We start from the raw sequence: 15122 nt of genomic DNA, 5'->3' as shown, positions 1-15122 counted from the left end.
TTGCCAGGAGAGATTATGAAGACAAATTGCGGGTCGACAACAACGGGTCCTCTCGAGGTCACGGAGCTGCTCGGTGACGTACACGACGCCCGTCTCGAAGGTCGTGAGATCGTCTACGTCGAGGTGGAGTGGGGGGACGCGCGAAAGCACCGTCAAGTGCTCATCGCCGAGGACGGCACCGAAATGCAGGTGCGGTTGGCGCGGGGGTCATATCTGGCTGACGGTCTCGTCGTCGCCGATGATGGTCAGCGCGTTATAGCAGTCCGGCGTCCGGCCCAGGCAGCAGTGCGCGTGGACTTTGCGGCGAACGCGGGTCCCGATGGCGCCCGACGCCTGCTTCTGTTGGGCTACCTGCTGGGAAACCAGCATGCGCCGCTGGACGTGACCGCTAGTCGTCTTGCGACACCGCTGATGACCAGCGCCGCCGCCGCCAACGAAGTGCTTGCCTCGCTCCACATTGAGGGCGAAGTCACCGACGTCGTGCTGGCTGCACATGGGTGGACGAACACGTCGTCGGACCACCACGGTGCTCACTCACACGGCCACAGTGATCATTCGCATGGGTGAGTCGCTGCGTGCCGAAGCGATGTGGCTGACGTTGCAGGACAGTGCTTTTCCTGCTGGTCGGATGGTTCATAGTAACGGCATCGAAAGCTGGCTACGGGCGCATCCTGACGTCCCACCAGCAATGGTCGTTGATCTCGTCATCGATTTGGTTGTCGAGTCCGTCGCAACGTTGGACGCAGTGATTCTCGCGCACGCATGGGCCGCCGAAGGGTATCCGGAGCTGTTTGATCTGGACCGACTCCTGCTGAGCTACAAGACTTCCGAGCAGGGCCGGTGCGCGTCAGTTGACCCGGGTCGGCGCTTTGCTGAGACGGTGCAGCGGGTCGGTGTGATGCCGGCAGAGAACAAGTATCTGAACGCTGTCATTGCCGAGGAGGTACCGGGCAACCTGGCAGTGGTCGAGGGCATCGTGAGTCGCGCGATAGGAATTGATCAGCCGTTAGCGGTGCTCGGTGCGCTGAGATCGTCCATGGCGTCGGCGCTGAGTGCCTGCGTTCGGCTCGGTCGACTGGGTGCGATGGCGGCTAATCGAGCCCTGGTAGGTGCGGCGCCTCATGCGACGAGCAAGGTCAACGCAGTGCTTGCAGTGCGGCTGGAGGACCTGCGGTCAAATGCGATCGAGATCGACACGTGGGCGATACGCCACGACCGGTACACCCCAAGGCTTTTCGCGAGCTGACGATGCATAAGAAGACCCGCATCGCGGGCTATGTCGAAATCGAGAGCACTGACGAGTTGCGACGCGGGCTGCTCAACGCTCGGAACGTCAGCTGTCGAGTGACCGCAGCGCGCGGTAACCGCCGACGACGTCGGTGGCGCGGTGTAAACCCAACTGCTGCAACGATGCCGCGGCCAAGCTCGACGTGTAGCCCTCCGAGCACAGGATGATCCACCGCACGTCGTGATCGACTGCCTCGTCGATCCGGGCGTCGCTGGCGGGATCGCAGCGCCACTCCAGGACATTGCGCTCGATGACGAGGGCGTCGGGATGCTCTCCTTCGGCGGCGCGCTGCGCGGCCGGCCGGATGTCGACGAGGACCGCACCGCTCTCGAGTTCGGCGGGCAGATCCGCGGCGTCGACTCGCTGGAGGCTTTCGCGGGCGTTCAGCAGGAGGTCATTGATCGTCATCGGCACATCGCAAGGTTATCGGGGTCATTCGGGTTCGTCGGTGAGTTCTGTGCGCGTGCGTCGCAACCGGCTCGCGTCGGTGACCTCGTAGAACGACATCGCCGTCAGCGGTGGCGAATAGGCGTGCACGCTGAGCGTGGGGCCGGGCTCGTTCACCGAGCCGAGGCGGTGCGAGGTTGCGTGCGCCTGGTTGAGGCCGCGCAGTGGAGGTGCGCTGGCGTGATGCTGCACGTCGTGGACCCAACCGAGGGGAAACGACGCCTGGTCGCCCGCTGACAGGATGCGCAGTGCGAGGTCGTTGCCGGTCCAGCGGTACTCGCGCAGCGCGCCGGAGAGCACGGTCAGTGCGCCGAGCGAGCCGGCATGGTCGTGCAGGTCCGTCGACCTGTCGGGTGTCCAGCTGATCAGCCAGAGGTCGAGGTCGTCGTCGGATTCGAGGCGGGTCGACCAGCGTTCGACGGGGTCCCAGCTCGGGGGCAGGAGGTGGTTGTATCGACCGTCGAGAACGTCCGCGACGCCCTGATCTGTGATGCGCAGGAGGTCGGCGGGTCGAAGTCTGGTGGGAAGGGTGGCACTCGTCGGTCGTGTCGCGGCACGGTGCACGGGATCGAGGGTCGAGGTCATGAGCACTCCGGACGAAGGTGGAGAGGGGTCGGGGATCGGCGGGTGATCAGCGGCGTCGACAGTGCGCGATCGCCAATCCCACACTGATCTGCTGGGCCCCGTTCCGGGCGATGATCAGACTCACCAGAACAGGATGCTCCCGACCTCTGCGCCGCGGGAGGGTTGGCGTCACGCTGAACGCAAACCGACCATCGGAGTTCGCGGAGGGAAGGAAACGTCGAAACTGTGATCTTCGTCGTGCCGAGTTGCCCTGACCGGGACAGATGTGAGCGATAGCACGGGGCGATGTGGGCCCGGGCTGGGCCAGGCAGATAAGGTTGACGATGCGTGTGTGCTCCGCGCCTGCTTCGGGGGAGGTCGACGGTGTGCGCATGCGACGCGATCAGCCCTCGCGTCAAGGTCTGCCGCCGCGTGAGCACACGCGGGCGCGAGCGGACACATGAACGTTATGCGGAGAAGGAGAGAGTGGTGACGTACATCATCGCGGAGCCCTGTGTGGACGTGATGGACAAGGCCTGCGTCGAGGAGTGCCCTGTCGATTGCATCTACGAGGGTGGCCGCAGTCTGTACATCCAGCCGGATGAGTGCGTTGACTGCGGTGCCTGCGAACCGGTGTGTCCCGTGGAAGCGATCTTCTACGAGGACGACGTTCCCGACGAGTGGGAGCCCTACGTCAGCGCGAACGCCGACTTCTTCGACGACCTCGGCTCGCCGGGTGGTGCGAGCAAGGTGGGCAAGACCGACTACGACCCGCCGTTCATCAAGGAACTCCCCCCGATGAACGAGGGCGAGGACTGACTTGCGAACGGCCCGCCGGGCACGTGTGAGTGAGGCGCTACCCGATTTTCCCTGGGATTCGCTCGCCGAGGCCAAGGCGACCGCTGCTGCTCACGAGGACGGCATCGTCGACCTCTCAGTCGGTACGCCCGTCGATCCCGTCGACACGCTGATCCGCGAGGCGTTGGCGTCGGCGTCGGATTTCCCCGGCTATCCGACAACCGTCGGCACACCTGAGCTGCGCAAGGCCGCCGTCGACGCGTTGGCGCGCCGGTACGGCGCAACAGGACTCGACGAATCGTCGATTCTCCCGGTCATCGGAACCAAAGAGGCCATCGCCGGGCTGACCTCCGCGCTCGGTATCGGCGTTGGCGACAACGTCGTGATCCCCGAGGTCGCCTACCCCACGTACGAAGTGAGTGCGCTGCTCGCGGGCGCGTCGGTGACACGAGCAGATTCGACGCTGCAGCTCGGCCCGGTCATGGGCAGTTCGGCACCCGCGCTCATGTTCATCAATTCACCGTCGAATCCGACGGGCCGCGTGCTGGGCGTCGACCACCTGCGCAAGGTGGTTGCGTGGTGCCGCGAGCACGACACGATCCTCGCGTCCGACGAGTGCTACCTCGGATTGTCCTGGGACACCGAGGCCGTCTCGATCCTCGACCCCCGGGTCAGCGACGGCGACCATACCGGGCTGCTCGCGATCCACTCCCTGTCGAAGATCTCCAACCTGGCGTCGTATCGCGCGGGCTTCTTCGCTGGCGACCGCGACCTGATCGCCGAACTCCTTGCCGTGCGCAAACACTCGGGCATGATCGTGCCGTTCCCGATCCAGGCCGCCATGACCGCTGCGCTCTCCGACGACACGCACGTCGAGGCACAGCGCGCCCGCTACCAGTTGCGCCGCTCGCGCCTACTGCCCGCGGTGCGCGAGGCAGGTTTCCGCGTCGACGATTCGGAGGCCGGGCTCTACCTCTGGGCCACCCGCGACGAGGGCTGCCGCGACACCGTTGCGTGGCTTGCCGAGCGCGGCATCCTGGCGGCCCCCGGCGACTTCTACGGACCGCTCGGGGTCAACCACGTGCGCTTCGCCCTCACCGCCACCGACGAGCGCATCGACGCCGCCGTGGCGCGACTCACCGCCTGAAAGTCCGCTCGACCCGCGCCGGCTGGGCGCCTTGTCCGCCGACTCCCGCGGTAAATGTGTGTCGAACGTAAGGATGTGAGTGCTGCAGCACCCACATCCTTCGATTCGACACACAACCCGGCCCGACGATCCGCTGGATCGAGCCGCCTCACCCGCTGATTGAGCCGGCCCCGCCCGCTGATTGAGCCGGCCTCACCCGCTGATTGAGCCGGCCGCGAGCGAAGCGAGCTGCCGAGTCGAAATCACACGCCACCACGAAGGCGTCCGCAATGCCGACTCGGCAGCCCCGGGTCAGTTGTTCTTGTGCAGCGCCTCGTTGAGCGCGATGCCGTCGCCCTTCCACGGCACCACCTCGACGGCGCCGGTGAGACTGTTGCGACGGAACAGCAGATTCGACTGCCCGGAGAGCTCACGCGCCTTGATCGACGCGCCGTCGGGACCCGTCACCTTGGTGCCTGCGGTCACGTACAGCCCTGCCTCGACGACGCAGTCGTCGCCGAGGGCAATGCCGCAACCGGAGTTCGCGCCGAGCAGGCAGCGCTTGCCCAGCGAGATGATCTCTTTGCCGCCGCCCGACAGCGTGCCCATCGTCGACGCTCCGCCACCGATGTCCGAACCGTCGCCGACGACGACGCCCGCGGAGATACGCCCCTCGACCATCGACGAGCCGAGCGTTCCCGCGTTGTAGTTCACGAATCCCTCGTGCATCACGGTGGTGCCGGGGGCGAGGTGTGCACCGAGACGCACGCGGTCGGCGTCGCCGATCCGGACTCCGCCCGGTGCGACGTAGTCGACCATCCGGGGGAACTTGTCGATGCTCAGTACGGTCACGTGTCCGCGCGCGCGAAGGCGTCGTCGAACCTTCTCGAATCCCTCCACCGGGCACGGGCCGAAGTTGGTCCAGACGACGTTGGACAGCAGGCCGAAGATGCCCTCGAGATTCGCCTCGTGTGGCTCGATGAGTCGATGCGACAGCAGGTGCAGGCGCAGGTAGACGTCATAGGCATCCGACGGGGCGACCGACAGATCAGCGATGGAGGTGCGGACGGCGACGATCTTGACGCCGCGTGCCTCGTCGAGGCCGACCAGATCGTTCAGGTCGGCGGGAATGTCGTCGCCCTCGAGGATCTTGGTATCGGCCAGATCCGGCGTTGCGAGTTCGGGGTCCGGATACCAGACGTCGAGGACAACGCCGGGATCGGCGGACCCCCCGTTGGTCACGGTTGCGATGCCTGTTGCGAAAGCGCCATTCGTCGTCACGGGCAGGAGTTTACCGGCGACCTCCGCACGGGCTGGGCCAGGTCGCCCGCATCGACCGGAATCAGTGCTGGTGATACATGTGGTCGTACTCGACGCGGTCGTGCTCGGTGTTCACCGGGAAGAACGCGCTGTGATACATCTGTCGGCTCAGCGCGATCAGCACAGCCGCGCCACCCGCGAATGCTGCCACCATCACCACCGCCCAGACGATGCCGGCAGTGGTTTCACCCGTCGCCAACATGGTCAGCGAGATTGCCAGCGACAAAAAGCCCGCCAGCACGAGAACGAAGGCGACAACACCCATCGGATGATTGCCGTGTGACACGTGAGATCTGTGGAAGGCCGTCATGGCGCCATCTCCTCGATTCGACGACGCACCCAGCCTAGTGTTATCCAGGTCACAGTCCGGTGGTTGATTAGGGCAAGATCCGACGGTCAACCGCAGAAAGCGCAGCGAGGTCGACGCCCCGCCCAACCCGGGACCCCGACCTCGCGTGCGTGCGGCAGGCTAGGCGACCTGGTGGCGGTAGACCTCCAGGTAGTGCTGCTCCTCTTTCGACGTCGCATCGGGCAACAGCGCGCTGTGCTGGAGACGTCGTGTCATCGCCGAGACGATGCCGATCCCGATCGCCATTCCGATCACCGCCACGATCGCGGCGACGAGAGCGGCAGTGCCACTCCCGAACGCGAGCGCTGTCAGGGCGAGCGGTGCGGCGCCGAAGCCGATCAGGAAGATCGCGAACCCGACGATGGCGGCAGGGTGCTGCGGGTTGTCGGTGTGCGTGCGGCGGATGGACATCGGACATCATCTCCTCGACGAGTGGTCTACGTGTCCAATGTTCGACCTCGGTTGGCTTGGGGGAGAGGGTCTTTCGTCCCAAGCTGACAGGGCCTTGTGTCCAGTGGGAAGACAGCGTGTCCAGCGGGCTGACACCGTCGCTCGCCGTGGGCGACACTGGACGAATGACGTCATCGGCCGAGCGAGTCGCAGCAGTGCACGCGTGGCGAAGTGCCGTCGACGTCGGCGAAGCGACGGTTCTGCCCGACGGCTGCATGGATGTCATCTGGACCGGTGATGGCCTGTTGTTCGCGGGCCCGGACACTCGTCCGAATGTCTTTGTCGCACATCAACCGCATGAGATGGTCGGGCTCCGGTTCTTTCCCGGACACGCGCAGGGTCTGCTCGGGGTACCGGCCGTCGAACTTCGTGATCAGCGGGTCGACGCCGACACCCTCTGGCAGCGACCACGCGTCGAGCGCTGGTGTGAGCTGTTGGAAGCCTCCGACGACAAGGTCGCCACGCTGACCGAGTTGTGCACCGCTGATCGGCACACGGCCCCGCCGCCCTGGTCACGGCACCTCGTCGACCTGCTGCGTCGTCGTGTCGCGGTCGCCGAGTGTGCAGCGGAACTGTCCGTCACCGAACGGACGCTGCATCGAATGTCGTTGCAGTACTTCGGGTATGGGGCCAAGACGCTGGGCAGGATTCTCCGGATGCGGCACGCGATGAGTGTGCTCGGTGATGAGGATCTGTCGGCGGTGGCGCATCGCACCGGATACGCCGACTACGCCCATATGTTTCGCGAGTTCGTCGCGCTGGCCGGTGCGTCTCCGACAGCGTTCGTGCCACCGGTGGCCGACGCGGCTCAGCTCAGGGCGCAGTAGAGATCCACCGGGTTGTCGTCGGGGTCGAGGATGACCGCGTAACGCTGTCCCCAGACCGCGTCGAACGGGGTGAGTAGCGACCGGTAGCCGAGGTCGACGAGGCGACTGTGCTCGGCGTCGACCGCTGCGGGCGAAGAACATTCGAACGCGAGAGCTGCGCGGTGGCCTCCCTCCGGCACGTACCAGTCGGGCATGAATGACAGCACGACGGCGCGCGTGTCGAACATGATCTGCATACCTGCGACGGTGGCTTGCGCGTGCGGGGCGTTCGCGGCGTCGGGGTCGAACTCGAGGCCGAGTTGCGAGTAGAACTCGACCGTCGCCGCCATGTCGGCGACGACGAACGAGATGGCGTTGAGAACCGGTCGTGGCGTGATGTCTTCGCTCATGGCCGCGACACTATGCGACAGCCGCCGGCCACACATGAACCTTTCGGACAGAGTGTGGGCCTCAGGGTTGCAGCAGGGTCTTGATCGCCCGTCGCTCGTCCATCGCGGCGTAGCCCTCGGCCACGCCGCTCAGTGGCAGCGTGAGGTCAAAGACCTTGCCCGGGTTGATGTCTCGATTCATGATGCGCGTGATGAGATCCGGAAGGAACTGACGGACGGGCGCCGGGCCGCCGTGGAGGTGGACGAGTTTGTAGAAGAGCTGGTCGCCGGGAATCTCCACCCCATGCGCCACCCCGACGAAGCCGACGTGTCCGCCCGGGCGCGTCGAATCGATGGCCTGCGTCATCGATTGCTGCGTGCCGACTGCCTCGATCACCGAGTGCGCGCCGAGTCCGTTCGTCAGTTCCTTCACCGCCGCGACGCCCTCGTCGCCGCGTTCGGCCACGATATCGGTGGCCCCGAACTCCAGAGCGAGCTTCTGGCGCTGCTCATGCCTGCTCATCGCGATGATCCGCTCGGCGCCGAGTTGCGCCGAAGCGAGCACGGCCAACAGTCCGACGGCGCCGTCGCCGACCACGACGACGGTCTTGCCCGGCCCGACCTGAGCTGCGGTGGCACCGAACCAGCCGGTCCCGAGGACGTCCGACGCTGCGAGGAGGTCGGGCACGATCTCGTCGTCGGGAACCTCGGGTGTCGCGACCAGCGTGCCGTCGGCGAGCGGGACGCGGAGGTACTCGGCCTGCGCACCACGCACCGGTGCACGATGCACGCAGCCGGTCTGATATCCGGCACGGCAGATGTCGCAGGTGTTGTCGGAAGCGAAGAACGAGCCGATCACGAACTGCCCTGGCCGCACGTTTGTCACCGCCGACCCGACCTCCTCCACGACGCCGACGTACTCGTGTCCCATCGGGACCGGACGCGTGATCTCGTTGATGCCGCGATAAGTCCACAGATCCGACCCGCACACGCACGTCGCCGACAGGCGGATGATCGCGTCGGTCGGCTCGACGATCGCGGGCCGGTCGAGCTCCTCGAAGCGCACGTCGAACGGCGCGTGGATGACGGTTCCCAACATGCGGTCCACCATGCCACCGGTGCTCGGTGCCTGCTACCGAACGGGTTGCGAGCCGGAATGCGAAAGTCGGGTGGCGGCCGCACGCGCGATAAGTTGGAGAGGTGAGCACCACCGAGAACGCCGTCGCCGACCTCGACCTGCATGCCGATCCCGTCGAGCTGACCGCAGCGCTCGTCGACATCGAGAGCGAGTCGCACAACGAATCGGCCATCGCCGACGGCGTCGAGAAGGCTCTCCGCGAGCAGACGGTCGGGTTCGAGGTGCTCCGACACGGCAATCGCGTTCTCGCGCGCACGAATCGCGGTAAGCCGAGCCGGGTCATCCTCGCGGGCCACCTCGACACGGTGCCCGTCGCGGGCAACCTGCCCAGTCGACGCACCGTCGACGATGCCGAGGGCGACGTACTGCACGGCTGCGGAACCGTCGACATGAAATCGGGCGACGCCGTCTTCCTCCACCTCGCCGCAACTCTCGACGATCCGTCGCACGATCTCACGCTCATCTTCTACGACTGCGAAGAGATCGCAGCCGAGTACAACGGGCTCGGATTTCTCGAACGCGAACTGCCCGAATGGCTTTCGGGTGACGTAGCGATCCTCGGTGAACCCACTGCCGGGCAGATCGAAGCCGGCTGCCAGGGCACCCTGCGTGTTCGGCTCACCGCCTCGGGCACCCGTGCCCACTCTGCGCGATCGTGGATGGGCGACAACGCAATTCACAAACTGGCCGGAGTGCTCACCACGCTCGCGAACTATCAGCCGCGCTACGTCAACATCGACGGCTGCGAGTATCGCGAGGGGCTCTCGGCCGTCGGCATCGACGGGGGAGTGGCGGGCAACGTGATCCCCGACAGCGCCTCGGTGACCATCAACTTCCGATTCGCGCCTGACCGCAGCGTCGACGACGCACTCGACCACGTCCGCGATGTGTTCGCCGAAGATCTCGACACCGAGATGATCACACTCGAACTGACCGATGCCGCGCCCGGCGCGCTGCCAGGACTCAGCCATCCCGCCGCAGCCGCGCTGGTTGACGCCGCTCACGGGCGGTTCCGTGCGAAGTACGGCTGGACCGACGTGTCGCGGTTCTCGGCACTCGGAATCCCGGCCGTCAACCTCGGCCCGGGTGATCCCAACCTCGCGCACCGCGTCGACGAGCGCGTGCCCGTGGCCCAGATCGCCGAGGTCAGCGACCTCCTCAGGGCGTATCTGTCCTGACCGTGTCTGCCGTGAAGGCCCCGGAGTCGAGTGCGGCGAGTGTTGCGTCGACCGCCATTCGCGCATCGTGCTCGGTCGGCGTGCGGACGCCCGTGAGCATCAGGTAGTACAGCGGCGCCGACACGGATCGGATCACCGCAGACGTGTCGGTGTCGTCGGGGATGTCGCCCCGAACTATCGCGTCTTCGACGCAGCTCACCCATTCCCTCACCCGCGTGCGGTAGAACTCGGCGAGCGCCTCGCGCGTGCGGTCGTCACCGGTGGCCGCCGCGATGAGCGCGCCGAACAGCGGGCCCTGCCTCCGATCGCGCAGCGTGTCGACGACGAGCCGTGCGTTTGCCAGTAGGTCGTCGGCGAGATTGCCTGTGCGCGTTGCAGATACGGACTGTGTCGCCATCTCTCCCAGTAGATCGGCCACCAACGCCTCGGGCGTACCCCAACGTCGGTAGACCGTTGTCTTGCCGACACCAGCCGCAGCGGCGATCGCGCTGAGGTCTATACCCGCGAAGCCCGCGTCGATGAGTGCGTCCTCCGTCGCGGTGAGCACCGCGGCCCGGACCGCCGCTGTGCGACCGCCCGGCCGCGGTGGTGCTGTGCGACCTTCCGGACGCGGTGTCGTGGTGTCGACCATTCGTAGAGCGTACTCACCGGCGCCCCTTAACGGAACAGGGGTTCCGTTAAGGGGCGGCATGTGCTACTTTCTTAACGGGAAAATGGTTCCGTTAAGGAGGAAACATGGAATATCGCACCGTGGGGAATTCCGGGCTCGTCGTCTCTGAGGTCGGGTTCGGGGCTGCGACGTTCGGCGGGGTCGGCGACTTCTTCGGCGCGTGGGGAAGTGTCGGCGTCGACGAGGCGCGAGCGATGGTCGACGCGTGCCTCGACGTGGGCGTGACACTGTTCGACACCGCAGACGTCTACTCGGACGGGGCGTCGGAAGAGATCCTCGGCGCAGCGTTGAAGGGGCGACGCGACGATGTGATCGTGTCGACCAAGGCCGCACTTCCGACCGGCGCGCGGGCGACCGATGCCGGAACGTCGCGATCACGCCTTATCAGCGCGGTCGACGCAGCACTTCGACGCCTCGACACCGATCGCATCGACCTCTTCCAACTCCATGCCTTCGACGCCCGCACTCCGATCGAGGAGACGGTCGACGCCCTCGACGACCTCGTGCGTGCGGGCAAGATCCGGTATCTGGGAGTGTCGAATTTCAGTGGGTGGCAATTGATGTCGTCACTCGCGGTTGCGGAGCGGCGTGCGCGTGCCCGCTACGTCGCACACCAGGTCTACTACTCACTCATCGGTCGTGATTACGAGTGGGAGCTGATGCCGCTCGGAGTGGCTCAGGGTGTCGGCGCGATCGTGTGGAGTCCACTCGGCTGGGGTCGGCTGACGGGCAAGCTGCGTCGCGGGGTGACGTCGTCCGGACCGTCCCGGTTGTCGGTAACCGCGGACGCGGGACCTCCCGTCGACGACGACCTCCTGTACGACGTCGTGGATGTACTTGCCGATATCGCCGAGCAGACCGGCCGGAGCATTCCGCAGGTGGCGCTCAACTGGTTGCTGCGTCGGCCGACCGTGTCGAGCGTGATCATCGGTGCGCGCACGCAGACGCAGTTGGCCGACAACCTCGGCAGCGTCGGCTGGTCACTCGACGACGCCCAGGTGGCCCGCCTCGACGCGGTCTCCGAGCGCGAGGCGCCCTATCCCTACTTCCCGTACCGGCGGCAGGAGGGCTTCGCGCAACTGTCGCCGCCGCTGGTCTGACGGCGGTCGCGGATTCGTCGGCGCCACATTCGACGCGACCATCGATGATCCGCACCTCATCTGCCGCTCGGCACCTTCGGCAGTGCAGAAGGTAGATCGTCACAGATGAGGTGCGGTCCCCAGGGCTGCCGGCCTCCGAACCTCGACGACGTCGATCCGCACTCATCGACGCTCGCGGCGGTAGTGCGCATGCGCGAGTGAGCATCGGTGACACCTGAAGGCTTGCTAGCGTGACCTGCATGTCATCCGTACCTGAAGATGCTTCGTCCGAGGCTGTGCCGAGCACGCCGCAAGGCGCCACCGACTCCGACGCGAGCGGCGACATGCCGGGCGGCGAGGTGGTGATCGACGAGGAGGGTGCCTGCTACGTCGGACCGATGCGCATCCGACGAGATCTGCAGCGACCGGAGACCACCGATCGGCGGCTGCTGCAGTGGGTGAACCCCCGCGATCAGACGCTTCGAGCAGAACGCACCATGCGCGACTCGTGGCGGGTGCTGCGCATCCAATCCGAGTTCGTCGCGGGCTTCGACGCGATGAACGACGTCGCCGAGGCGGTGACGGTGTTCGGGTCGGCTCGGACCCCCGAGGGAACCCCGGAGTACGACCTCGGTGTCCGGCTGGGCAAGGCGCTCGGTGAGGCGGGTTACGCGGTCATCACCGGAGGCGGCCCGGGTGTCATGGAGGCCGCCAACCGCGGTGCCGCACATACTGATTCGCGCTCCATCGGCCTGAACATCGAGCTGCCGTTCGAGCAGCATCTCAATCCGTGGGTCGATCTCGGGATGAACTTCCGGTACTTCTTCGTGCGCAAGACGATGTTCGTCAAGTACGCCCAGGCGTTCGTGTGCCTGCCCGGCGGGTTCGGAACACTCGACGAACTCTTCGAGGCGCTCACCCTGGTGCAGACCAAGAAGGTGGTGCGCTTCCCAATCGTGTTGCTCGGTCGTGAGCACTGGGCGGGGCTCGTCGATTGGATGCGCGACCGTCTCCTTGCGGGCGGGATGATCTCCTCCGACGACCTCGACCTGTTCCACGTCGTCGACACACCCGAGGAAGCGGTGAAGATCATCGTCGACGCGACTCCCACCCGATGACCGCGATCTGCGTGTACTGCGCGTCGGGTCCGGTCGACGAGCGCTACCTCGACCTCGCCGCAGACCTCGGGACCGCCATCGGCGCCGCGGGACACACCCTGGTCTCGGGTGGCGGCAACGTGTCGATGATGGGCGCGGTCGCGTCGGCGACACGCGCGGCAGGCGGCTCGACGATCGGCATCATCCCGCGGGCGCTGATGGAGCGCGAGGTCGCCGACCTCGACGCCGACGAACTCGTCGTCACCGAGACGATGCGACAGCGCAAGCAACTGATGGACGACCGCGCAGACGCATTCATCACGTTGCCGGGAGGCGTCGGCACCCTGGAGGAGTTCTTCGAAACCTGGACGGGCGGCTACCTCGGGATGCATGCCAAACCGGTCATCATCTGCGATCCCTTCGATTTTTACGCGCCGCTGTTCGACTGGCTGCGGCGTTTGCAGGGCCAGGGGTTTGTGTCAGAGCGGTCACTGGCGAGGCTGAAAGTGGCGGACACGGTGCCGACCGCCATCGCGTTTGCTACTGAGCGGTAAGGTGTCGAAGAACACGTTTTGACGCGTGTTGGCACACGTAGCGGAGGGTGGAAATAGATGTCAGGTGACGCCACCAAGGTCGTCGGAATCTCAGACTTGCTGAAGGGTGTCGCCAAGATGGCTCCCGACGCCGTCGGCATGATCAAGGCCGCGCCGGGCCTCATCAGGCGCCCGCCCGACGCCAAGCGCACGATCGGGTCGATCTTCGCCAAGCGTGCTGCAGACCATCCGGAGCGCCCGTTCATCCGCTTCGAGGGCAAGACCATCACCTACGGCGAAGCGAATCGTCACGTGAACCGGTACGCCGGGGTGCTTCAAGAAGACGGCGTGACCAAAGGCGACGTCGTCGCGATCCTGTCGAAGAACTGCCCGACCGACCTGATGCTCATGCTCGCGACGGTCAAGCTCGGCGCAATCGCCGGAATGTTGAACTACAACCAGCGCGGCGACGTTCTCGAACACAGCGTGGAGCTTCTCGGCGCGCGCGTCCTGGTCTTCGACCCGGACTGCAGCGAGGCACTCGAGTCCATCAGTGCCGACGTGCTGCCGTCGCATGTCTACGACTTCGAGCAGTTCGAGAAGGAAGCCGACCAGAAACCGGAAACCAACCCCTCGATCACCGCGGACCTGCCCGCATCCACCGAGGCGTTCTACATCTTCACGTCGGGCACCACGGGCATGCCCAAGGCGAGCGTGATGAGCCACAACCGTTGGCTTGCAAGCCTTTCCGGAATCGGTGGGCTTGCCGTTCGGCTCAAGCACAGCGACACCATGTACGTGCCGCTACCGCTGTACCACAACAACGCGCTCAGCGTTTCGCTCTCTTCTGTCCTCGCGGCCGGCGCGTGTATCGCGATCGGCAAGCACTTCTCGGCGTCGAAATTCTGGGACGACGTGATCCGCAATCGCGCGACAGCGTTCTGCTACATCGGTGAGCTCTGCCGGTACCTCCTCGCCCAGCCCGAGAAGCCAACCGATCGCTCGCACGACGTCCGGCTCATCGTCGGCAACGGCATGCGCCCCGATATCTGGGACGAGTTCCAGCGACGCTTCGGCATCGAGCGCATCGTCGAGTTCTACGGCGCGAGCGAACTCAACCTGGTGTTCGTCAACGCCTTCAGCGTCGAGCGCACCGCCGGGTTCTGCCCACTGCCGTACGCGATCGTCGAGTACGACGACGAGGGCAAGCCTCAGCGCAATGCCGACGGCCGACTGACCAAGGTCAAGCGTGGCGGAATCGGACTGCTGATCTCCGGCATCAACGACCGCGTCCCGATCGACGGATACACCGACCCGGCGGAGACCGAGAAGAAGATCATCCGCGACGCGTTCAAGGACGGCGACGAGTGGTTCAACTCGGGCGACCTCGTCCGCGATCAGGGCTTCTCCCACATCGCTTTCGTCGATCGCCTCGGCGACACGTTCCGCTGGAAGGGTGAGAACGTGGCGACAACCCAGGTCGAGGCGGGACTCGACGGGTTCTCCCAGGTCGGCCAGTCCGTCGTCTTCGGAGCCGAGGTCCCCGGAACCGACGGCAAGGCGGGCATGGGGGCGATCACCCTGCGCGACGGAGGTGAGCTCGACGGCAAGGAACTCGCGGCGCACCTCTACGACGCCCTGCCCCCGTACGCGATTCCGCTGTTCGTCCGCGTCGTCGACCAGCTCGAGGCCACGTCGACGTTCAAGAACCGCAAGGTCGAACTTCGCGACGAGAGCTACTCCGACACCGGCGACGATCCGCTCTACGTGCTCAAGGGCCGCTCGGAGGGTTACGTCAAGTACTACGACGGTTACGCCGACGAGGTGGCGAACGCGACGGTGCCCAAGAACTGAACAGGCGCGCAACCGCCAGTGCAGGCGGTCGCCGTC

18 protein-coding genes are annotated in these 15122 nt (G+C 65.9%); 10 read left to right on the top strand and 8 right to left on the bottom strand.

Annotated features, from left to right (window positions below; translation table 11 throughout):
• Positions 1–15 precede the first annotated feature (15 nt).
• Both A5788_RS14830 and A5788_RS14825 read left to right on the top strand, forming a co-directional pair.
• A complete protein-coding gene (locus A5788_RS14830; RefSeq protein ID WP_064870341.1) occupies positions 16–567 on the top strand; it encodes an urease accessory protein UreE in 552 nt (183 codons plus the stop codon).
• Positions 560–1246, top strand: coding sequence for an urease accessory protein UreF (locus A5788_RS14825; RefSeq protein WP_064870421.1), 687 nt, complete (start codon positions 560–562; stop codon positions 1244–1246). The genes A5788_RS14830 and A5788_RS14825 overlap by 8 nt, the downstream gene beginning before the upstream one ends.
• 87 nt (positions 1247–1333) lie before the next feature.
• Here the strand turns inward: A5788_RS14825 and A5788_RS14820 are convergent, their stop codons facing one another.
• Together A5788_RS14820 and A5788_RS14815 are read right to left on the bottom strand one after the other, a co-directional pair.
• Complete coding sequence (locus A5788_RS14820) at positions 1334–1696, bottom strand: rhodanese-like domain-containing protein (protein ID WP_442902898.1); 363 nt, start codon at positions 1694–1696, stop codon at positions 1334–1336.
• 24 nt (positions 1697–1720) lie between these two features.
• Entirely contained in the window at positions 1721–2320 is a 600-nt protein-coding gene (locus tag A5788_RS14815; RefSeq protein WP_049698631.1) for a cysteine dioxygenase, read from the bottom strand.
• A gap of 465 nt (positions 2321–2785) precedes the next feature.
• Between A5788_RS14815 and fdxA the strand changes: the two genes are divergently transcribed.
• Together fdxA and dapC are read left to right on the top strand one after the other, a co-directional pair.
• The gene (gene fdxA / locus A5788_RS14810) at positions 2786–3118 is read left to right on the top strand and encodes a ferredoxin (RefSeq protein WP_049698476.1); all 333 of its coding nucleotides are present in this window, start codon (positions 2786–2788) and stop codon (positions 3116–3118) included.
• A gap of 1 nt (position 3119) precedes the next feature.
• Positions 3120–4244, top strand: a complete 1125-nt coding sequence (gene dapC / locus A5788_RS14805) for a succinyldiaminopimelate transaminase (RefSeq protein WP_064870339.1) — start codon at positions 3120–3122, stop codon at positions 4242–4244.
• A gap of 291 nt (positions 4245–4535) precedes the next feature.
• On the opposite strand, the gene dapD is transcribed toward dapC, so the two are convergent.
• The 3 genes from dapD to A5788_RS14790 form a co-directional block, all read right to left on the bottom strand.
• Positions 4536–5504: a 2,3,4,5-tetrahydropyridine-2,6-dicarboxylate N-succinyltransferase gene (dapD, locus tag A5788_RS14800; protein ID WP_082938049.1), complete on the bottom strand. Its 969-nt coding sequence runs from the start codon at positions 5502–5504 to the stop codon at positions 4536–4538.
• Positions 5505–5565: 61 nt separating this feature from the next.
• The gene (locus tag A5788_RS14795; protein WP_064870338.1) at positions 5566–5853 is read right to left on the bottom strand and encodes a hypothetical protein; all 288 of its coding nucleotides are present in this window, start codon (positions 5851–5853) and stop codon (positions 5566–5568) included.
• A 159-nt stretch (positions 5854–6012) separates the two neighbouring features.
• Entirely contained in the window at positions 6013–6303 is a 291-nt protein-coding gene (locus A5788_RS14790) for a hypothetical protein (RefSeq protein ID WP_064870337.1), read from the bottom strand.
• A 164-nt stretch (positions 6304–6467) separates the two neighbouring features.
• On the opposite strand from A5788_RS14790, the gene A5788_RS14785 reads away from it, so the two are divergent.
• Positions 6468–7169: a helix-turn-helix domain-containing protein gene (locus tag A5788_RS14785; protein ID WP_064870419.1), complete on the top strand. Its 702-nt coding sequence runs from the start codon at positions 6468–6470 to the stop codon at positions 7167–7169.
• On the opposite strand, the gene A5788_RS14780 is transcribed toward A5788_RS14785, so the two are convergent.
• On the bottom strand, positions 7151–7558 hold the full coding sequence (locus A5788_RS14780) for a VOC family protein (protein ID WP_064870336.1): 408 nt from the start codon (positions 7556–7558) through the stop codon (positions 7151–7153). The two genes, A5788_RS14785 and A5788_RS14780, sit on opposite strands and share 19 nt — an antisense overlap.
• A gap of 61 nt (positions 7559–7619) precedes the next feature.
• Positions 7620–8636, bottom strand: a complete 1017-nt coding sequence (locus A5788_RS14775; RefSeq protein ID WP_064870418.1) for a zinc-dependent alcohol dehydrogenase family protein — start codon at positions 8634–8636, stop codon at positions 7620–7622.
• A gap of 101 nt (positions 8637–8737) precedes the next feature.
• On the opposite strand from A5788_RS14775, the gene dapE reads away from it, so the two are divergent.
• A complete protein-coding gene (gene dapE / locus A5788_RS14770) occupies positions 8738–9853 on the top strand; it encodes a succinyl-diaminopimelate desuccinylase (RefSeq protein WP_064870335.1) in 1116 nt (371 codons plus the stop codon).
• On the opposite strand, the gene A5788_RS14765 is transcribed toward dapE, so the two are convergent.
• Entirely contained in the window at positions 9834–10484 is a 651-nt protein-coding gene (locus A5788_RS14765; RefSeq protein WP_064870334.1) for a TetR/AcrR family transcriptional regulator, read from the bottom strand. The two genes, dapE and A5788_RS14765, sit on opposite strands and share 20 nt — an antisense overlap.
• Before the next feature lie 104 nt (positions 10485–10588).
• Here A5788_RS14765 and A5788_RS14760 point away from each other — a divergent pair, with 104 nt between their 5' ends.
• The 4 genes from A5788_RS14760 to A5788_RS14745 all read left to right on the top strand — a co-directional run bounded on the left by A5788_RS14760 (position 10589) and on the right by A5788_RS14745 (position 15086).
• Positions 10589–11623: an aldo/keto reductase gene (locus tag A5788_RS14760; protein WP_064870333.1), complete on the top strand. Its 1035-nt coding sequence runs from the start codon at positions 10589–10591 to the stop codon at positions 11621–11623.
• A 323-nt stretch (positions 11624–11946) separates the two neighbouring features.
• Positions 11947–12720 carry a TIGR00730 family Rossman fold protein gene (locus A5788_RS14755; RefSeq protein ID WP_064870417.1) on the top strand — a complete coding sequence of 258 codons (774 nt, stop codon included), beginning with the start codon at positions 11947–11949 and terminating at the stop codon, positions 12718–12720.
• Positions 12717–13253, top strand: a complete 537-nt coding sequence (locus A5788_RS14750) for a TIGR00730 family Rossman fold protein (RefSeq protein ID WP_064870332.1) — start codon at positions 12717–12719, stop codon at positions 13251–13253. The genes A5788_RS14755 and A5788_RS14750 overlap by 4 nt, the downstream gene beginning before the upstream one ends.
• Before the next feature lie 57 nt (positions 13254–13310).
• Positions 13311–15086 carry a long-chain-acyl-CoA synthetase gene (locus A5788_RS14745; RefSeq protein ID WP_049698467.1) on the top strand — a complete coding sequence of 592 codons (1776 nt, stop codon included), beginning with the start codon at positions 13311–13313 and terminating at the stop codon, positions 15084–15086.
• The last annotated feature ends 36 nt before the right edge of the window (positions 15087–15122 follow it).

Origin of the sequence: Gordonia sp. 852002-50816_SCH5313054-c, from assembly GCF_001665925.1 — a bacterium.
GTDB lineage: Bacteria > Actinomycetota > Actinomycetes > Mycobacteriales > Mycobacteriaceae > Gordonia > Gordonia jacobaea.
Note: the sequence above shows the minus strand (reverse complement) of the source record. Positions and strands in the feature narration are given on the sequence as shown.

Excerpts from the sequence above, each read along its gene's own strand:
- A5788_RS14830 (WP_064870341.1), top strand. The coding sequence starts at position 16 with ATGAAGACAAATTGCGGGTCGACAACAACGGGTCCTCTCGAGGTCACG.
- A5788_RS14825 (WP_064870421.1), top strand. The coding sequence starts at position 560 with ATGGGTGAGTCGCTGCGTGCCGAAGCGATGTGGCTGACGTTGCAGGAC.
- A5788_RS14820 (WP_442902898.1), bottom strand. The coding sequence starts at position 1,696 with ATGACGATCAATGACCTCCTGCTGAACGCCCGCGAAAGCCTCCAGCGA.
- A5788_RS14815 (WP_049698631.1), bottom strand. The coding sequence starts at position 2,320 with ATGACCTCGACCCTCGATCCCGTGCACCGTGCCGCGACACGACCGACG.
- A5788_RS14795 (WP_064870338.1), bottom strand. The coding sequence starts at position 5,853 with ATGACGGCCTTCCACAGATCTCACGTGTCACACGGCAATCATCCGATG.
- A5788_RS14790 (WP_064870337.1), bottom strand. The coding sequence starts at position 6,303 with ATGTCCATCCGCCGCACGCACACCGACAACCCGCAGCACCCTGCCGCC.
- A5788_RS14785 (WP_064870419.1), top strand. The coding sequence starts at position 6,468 with ATGACGTCATCGGCCGAGCGAGTCGCAGCAGTGCACGCGTGGCGAAGT.
- A5788_RS14780 (WP_064870336.1), bottom strand. The coding sequence starts at position 7,558 with ATGAGCGAAGACATCACGCCACGACCGGTTCTCAACGCCATCTCGTTC.
- A5788_RS14775 (WP_064870418.1), bottom strand. The coding sequence starts at position 8,636 with ATGTTGGGAACCGTCATCCACGCGCCGTTCGACGTGCGCTTCGAGGAG.
- A5788_RS14765 (WP_064870334.1), bottom strand. The coding sequence starts at position 10,484 with ATGGTCGACACCACGACACCGCGTCCGGAAGGTCGCACAGCACCACCG.
- A5788_RS14760 (WP_064870333.1), top strand. The coding sequence starts at position 10,589 with ATGGAATATCGCACCGTGGGGAATTCCGGGCTCGTCGTCTCTGAGGTC.
- A5788_RS14755 (WP_064870417.1), top strand. The coding sequence starts at position 11,947 with ATGCCGGGCGGCGAGGTGGTGATCGACGAGGAGGGTGCCTGCTACGTC.
- A5788_RS14750 (WP_064870332.1), top strand. The coding sequence starts at position 12,717 with ATGACCGCGATCTGCGTGTACTGCGCGTCGGGTCCGGTCGACGAGCGC.
- A5788_RS14745 (WP_049698467.1), top strand. The coding sequence starts at position 13,311 with ATGTCAGGTGACGCCACCAAGGTCGTCGGAATCTCAGACTTGCTGAAG.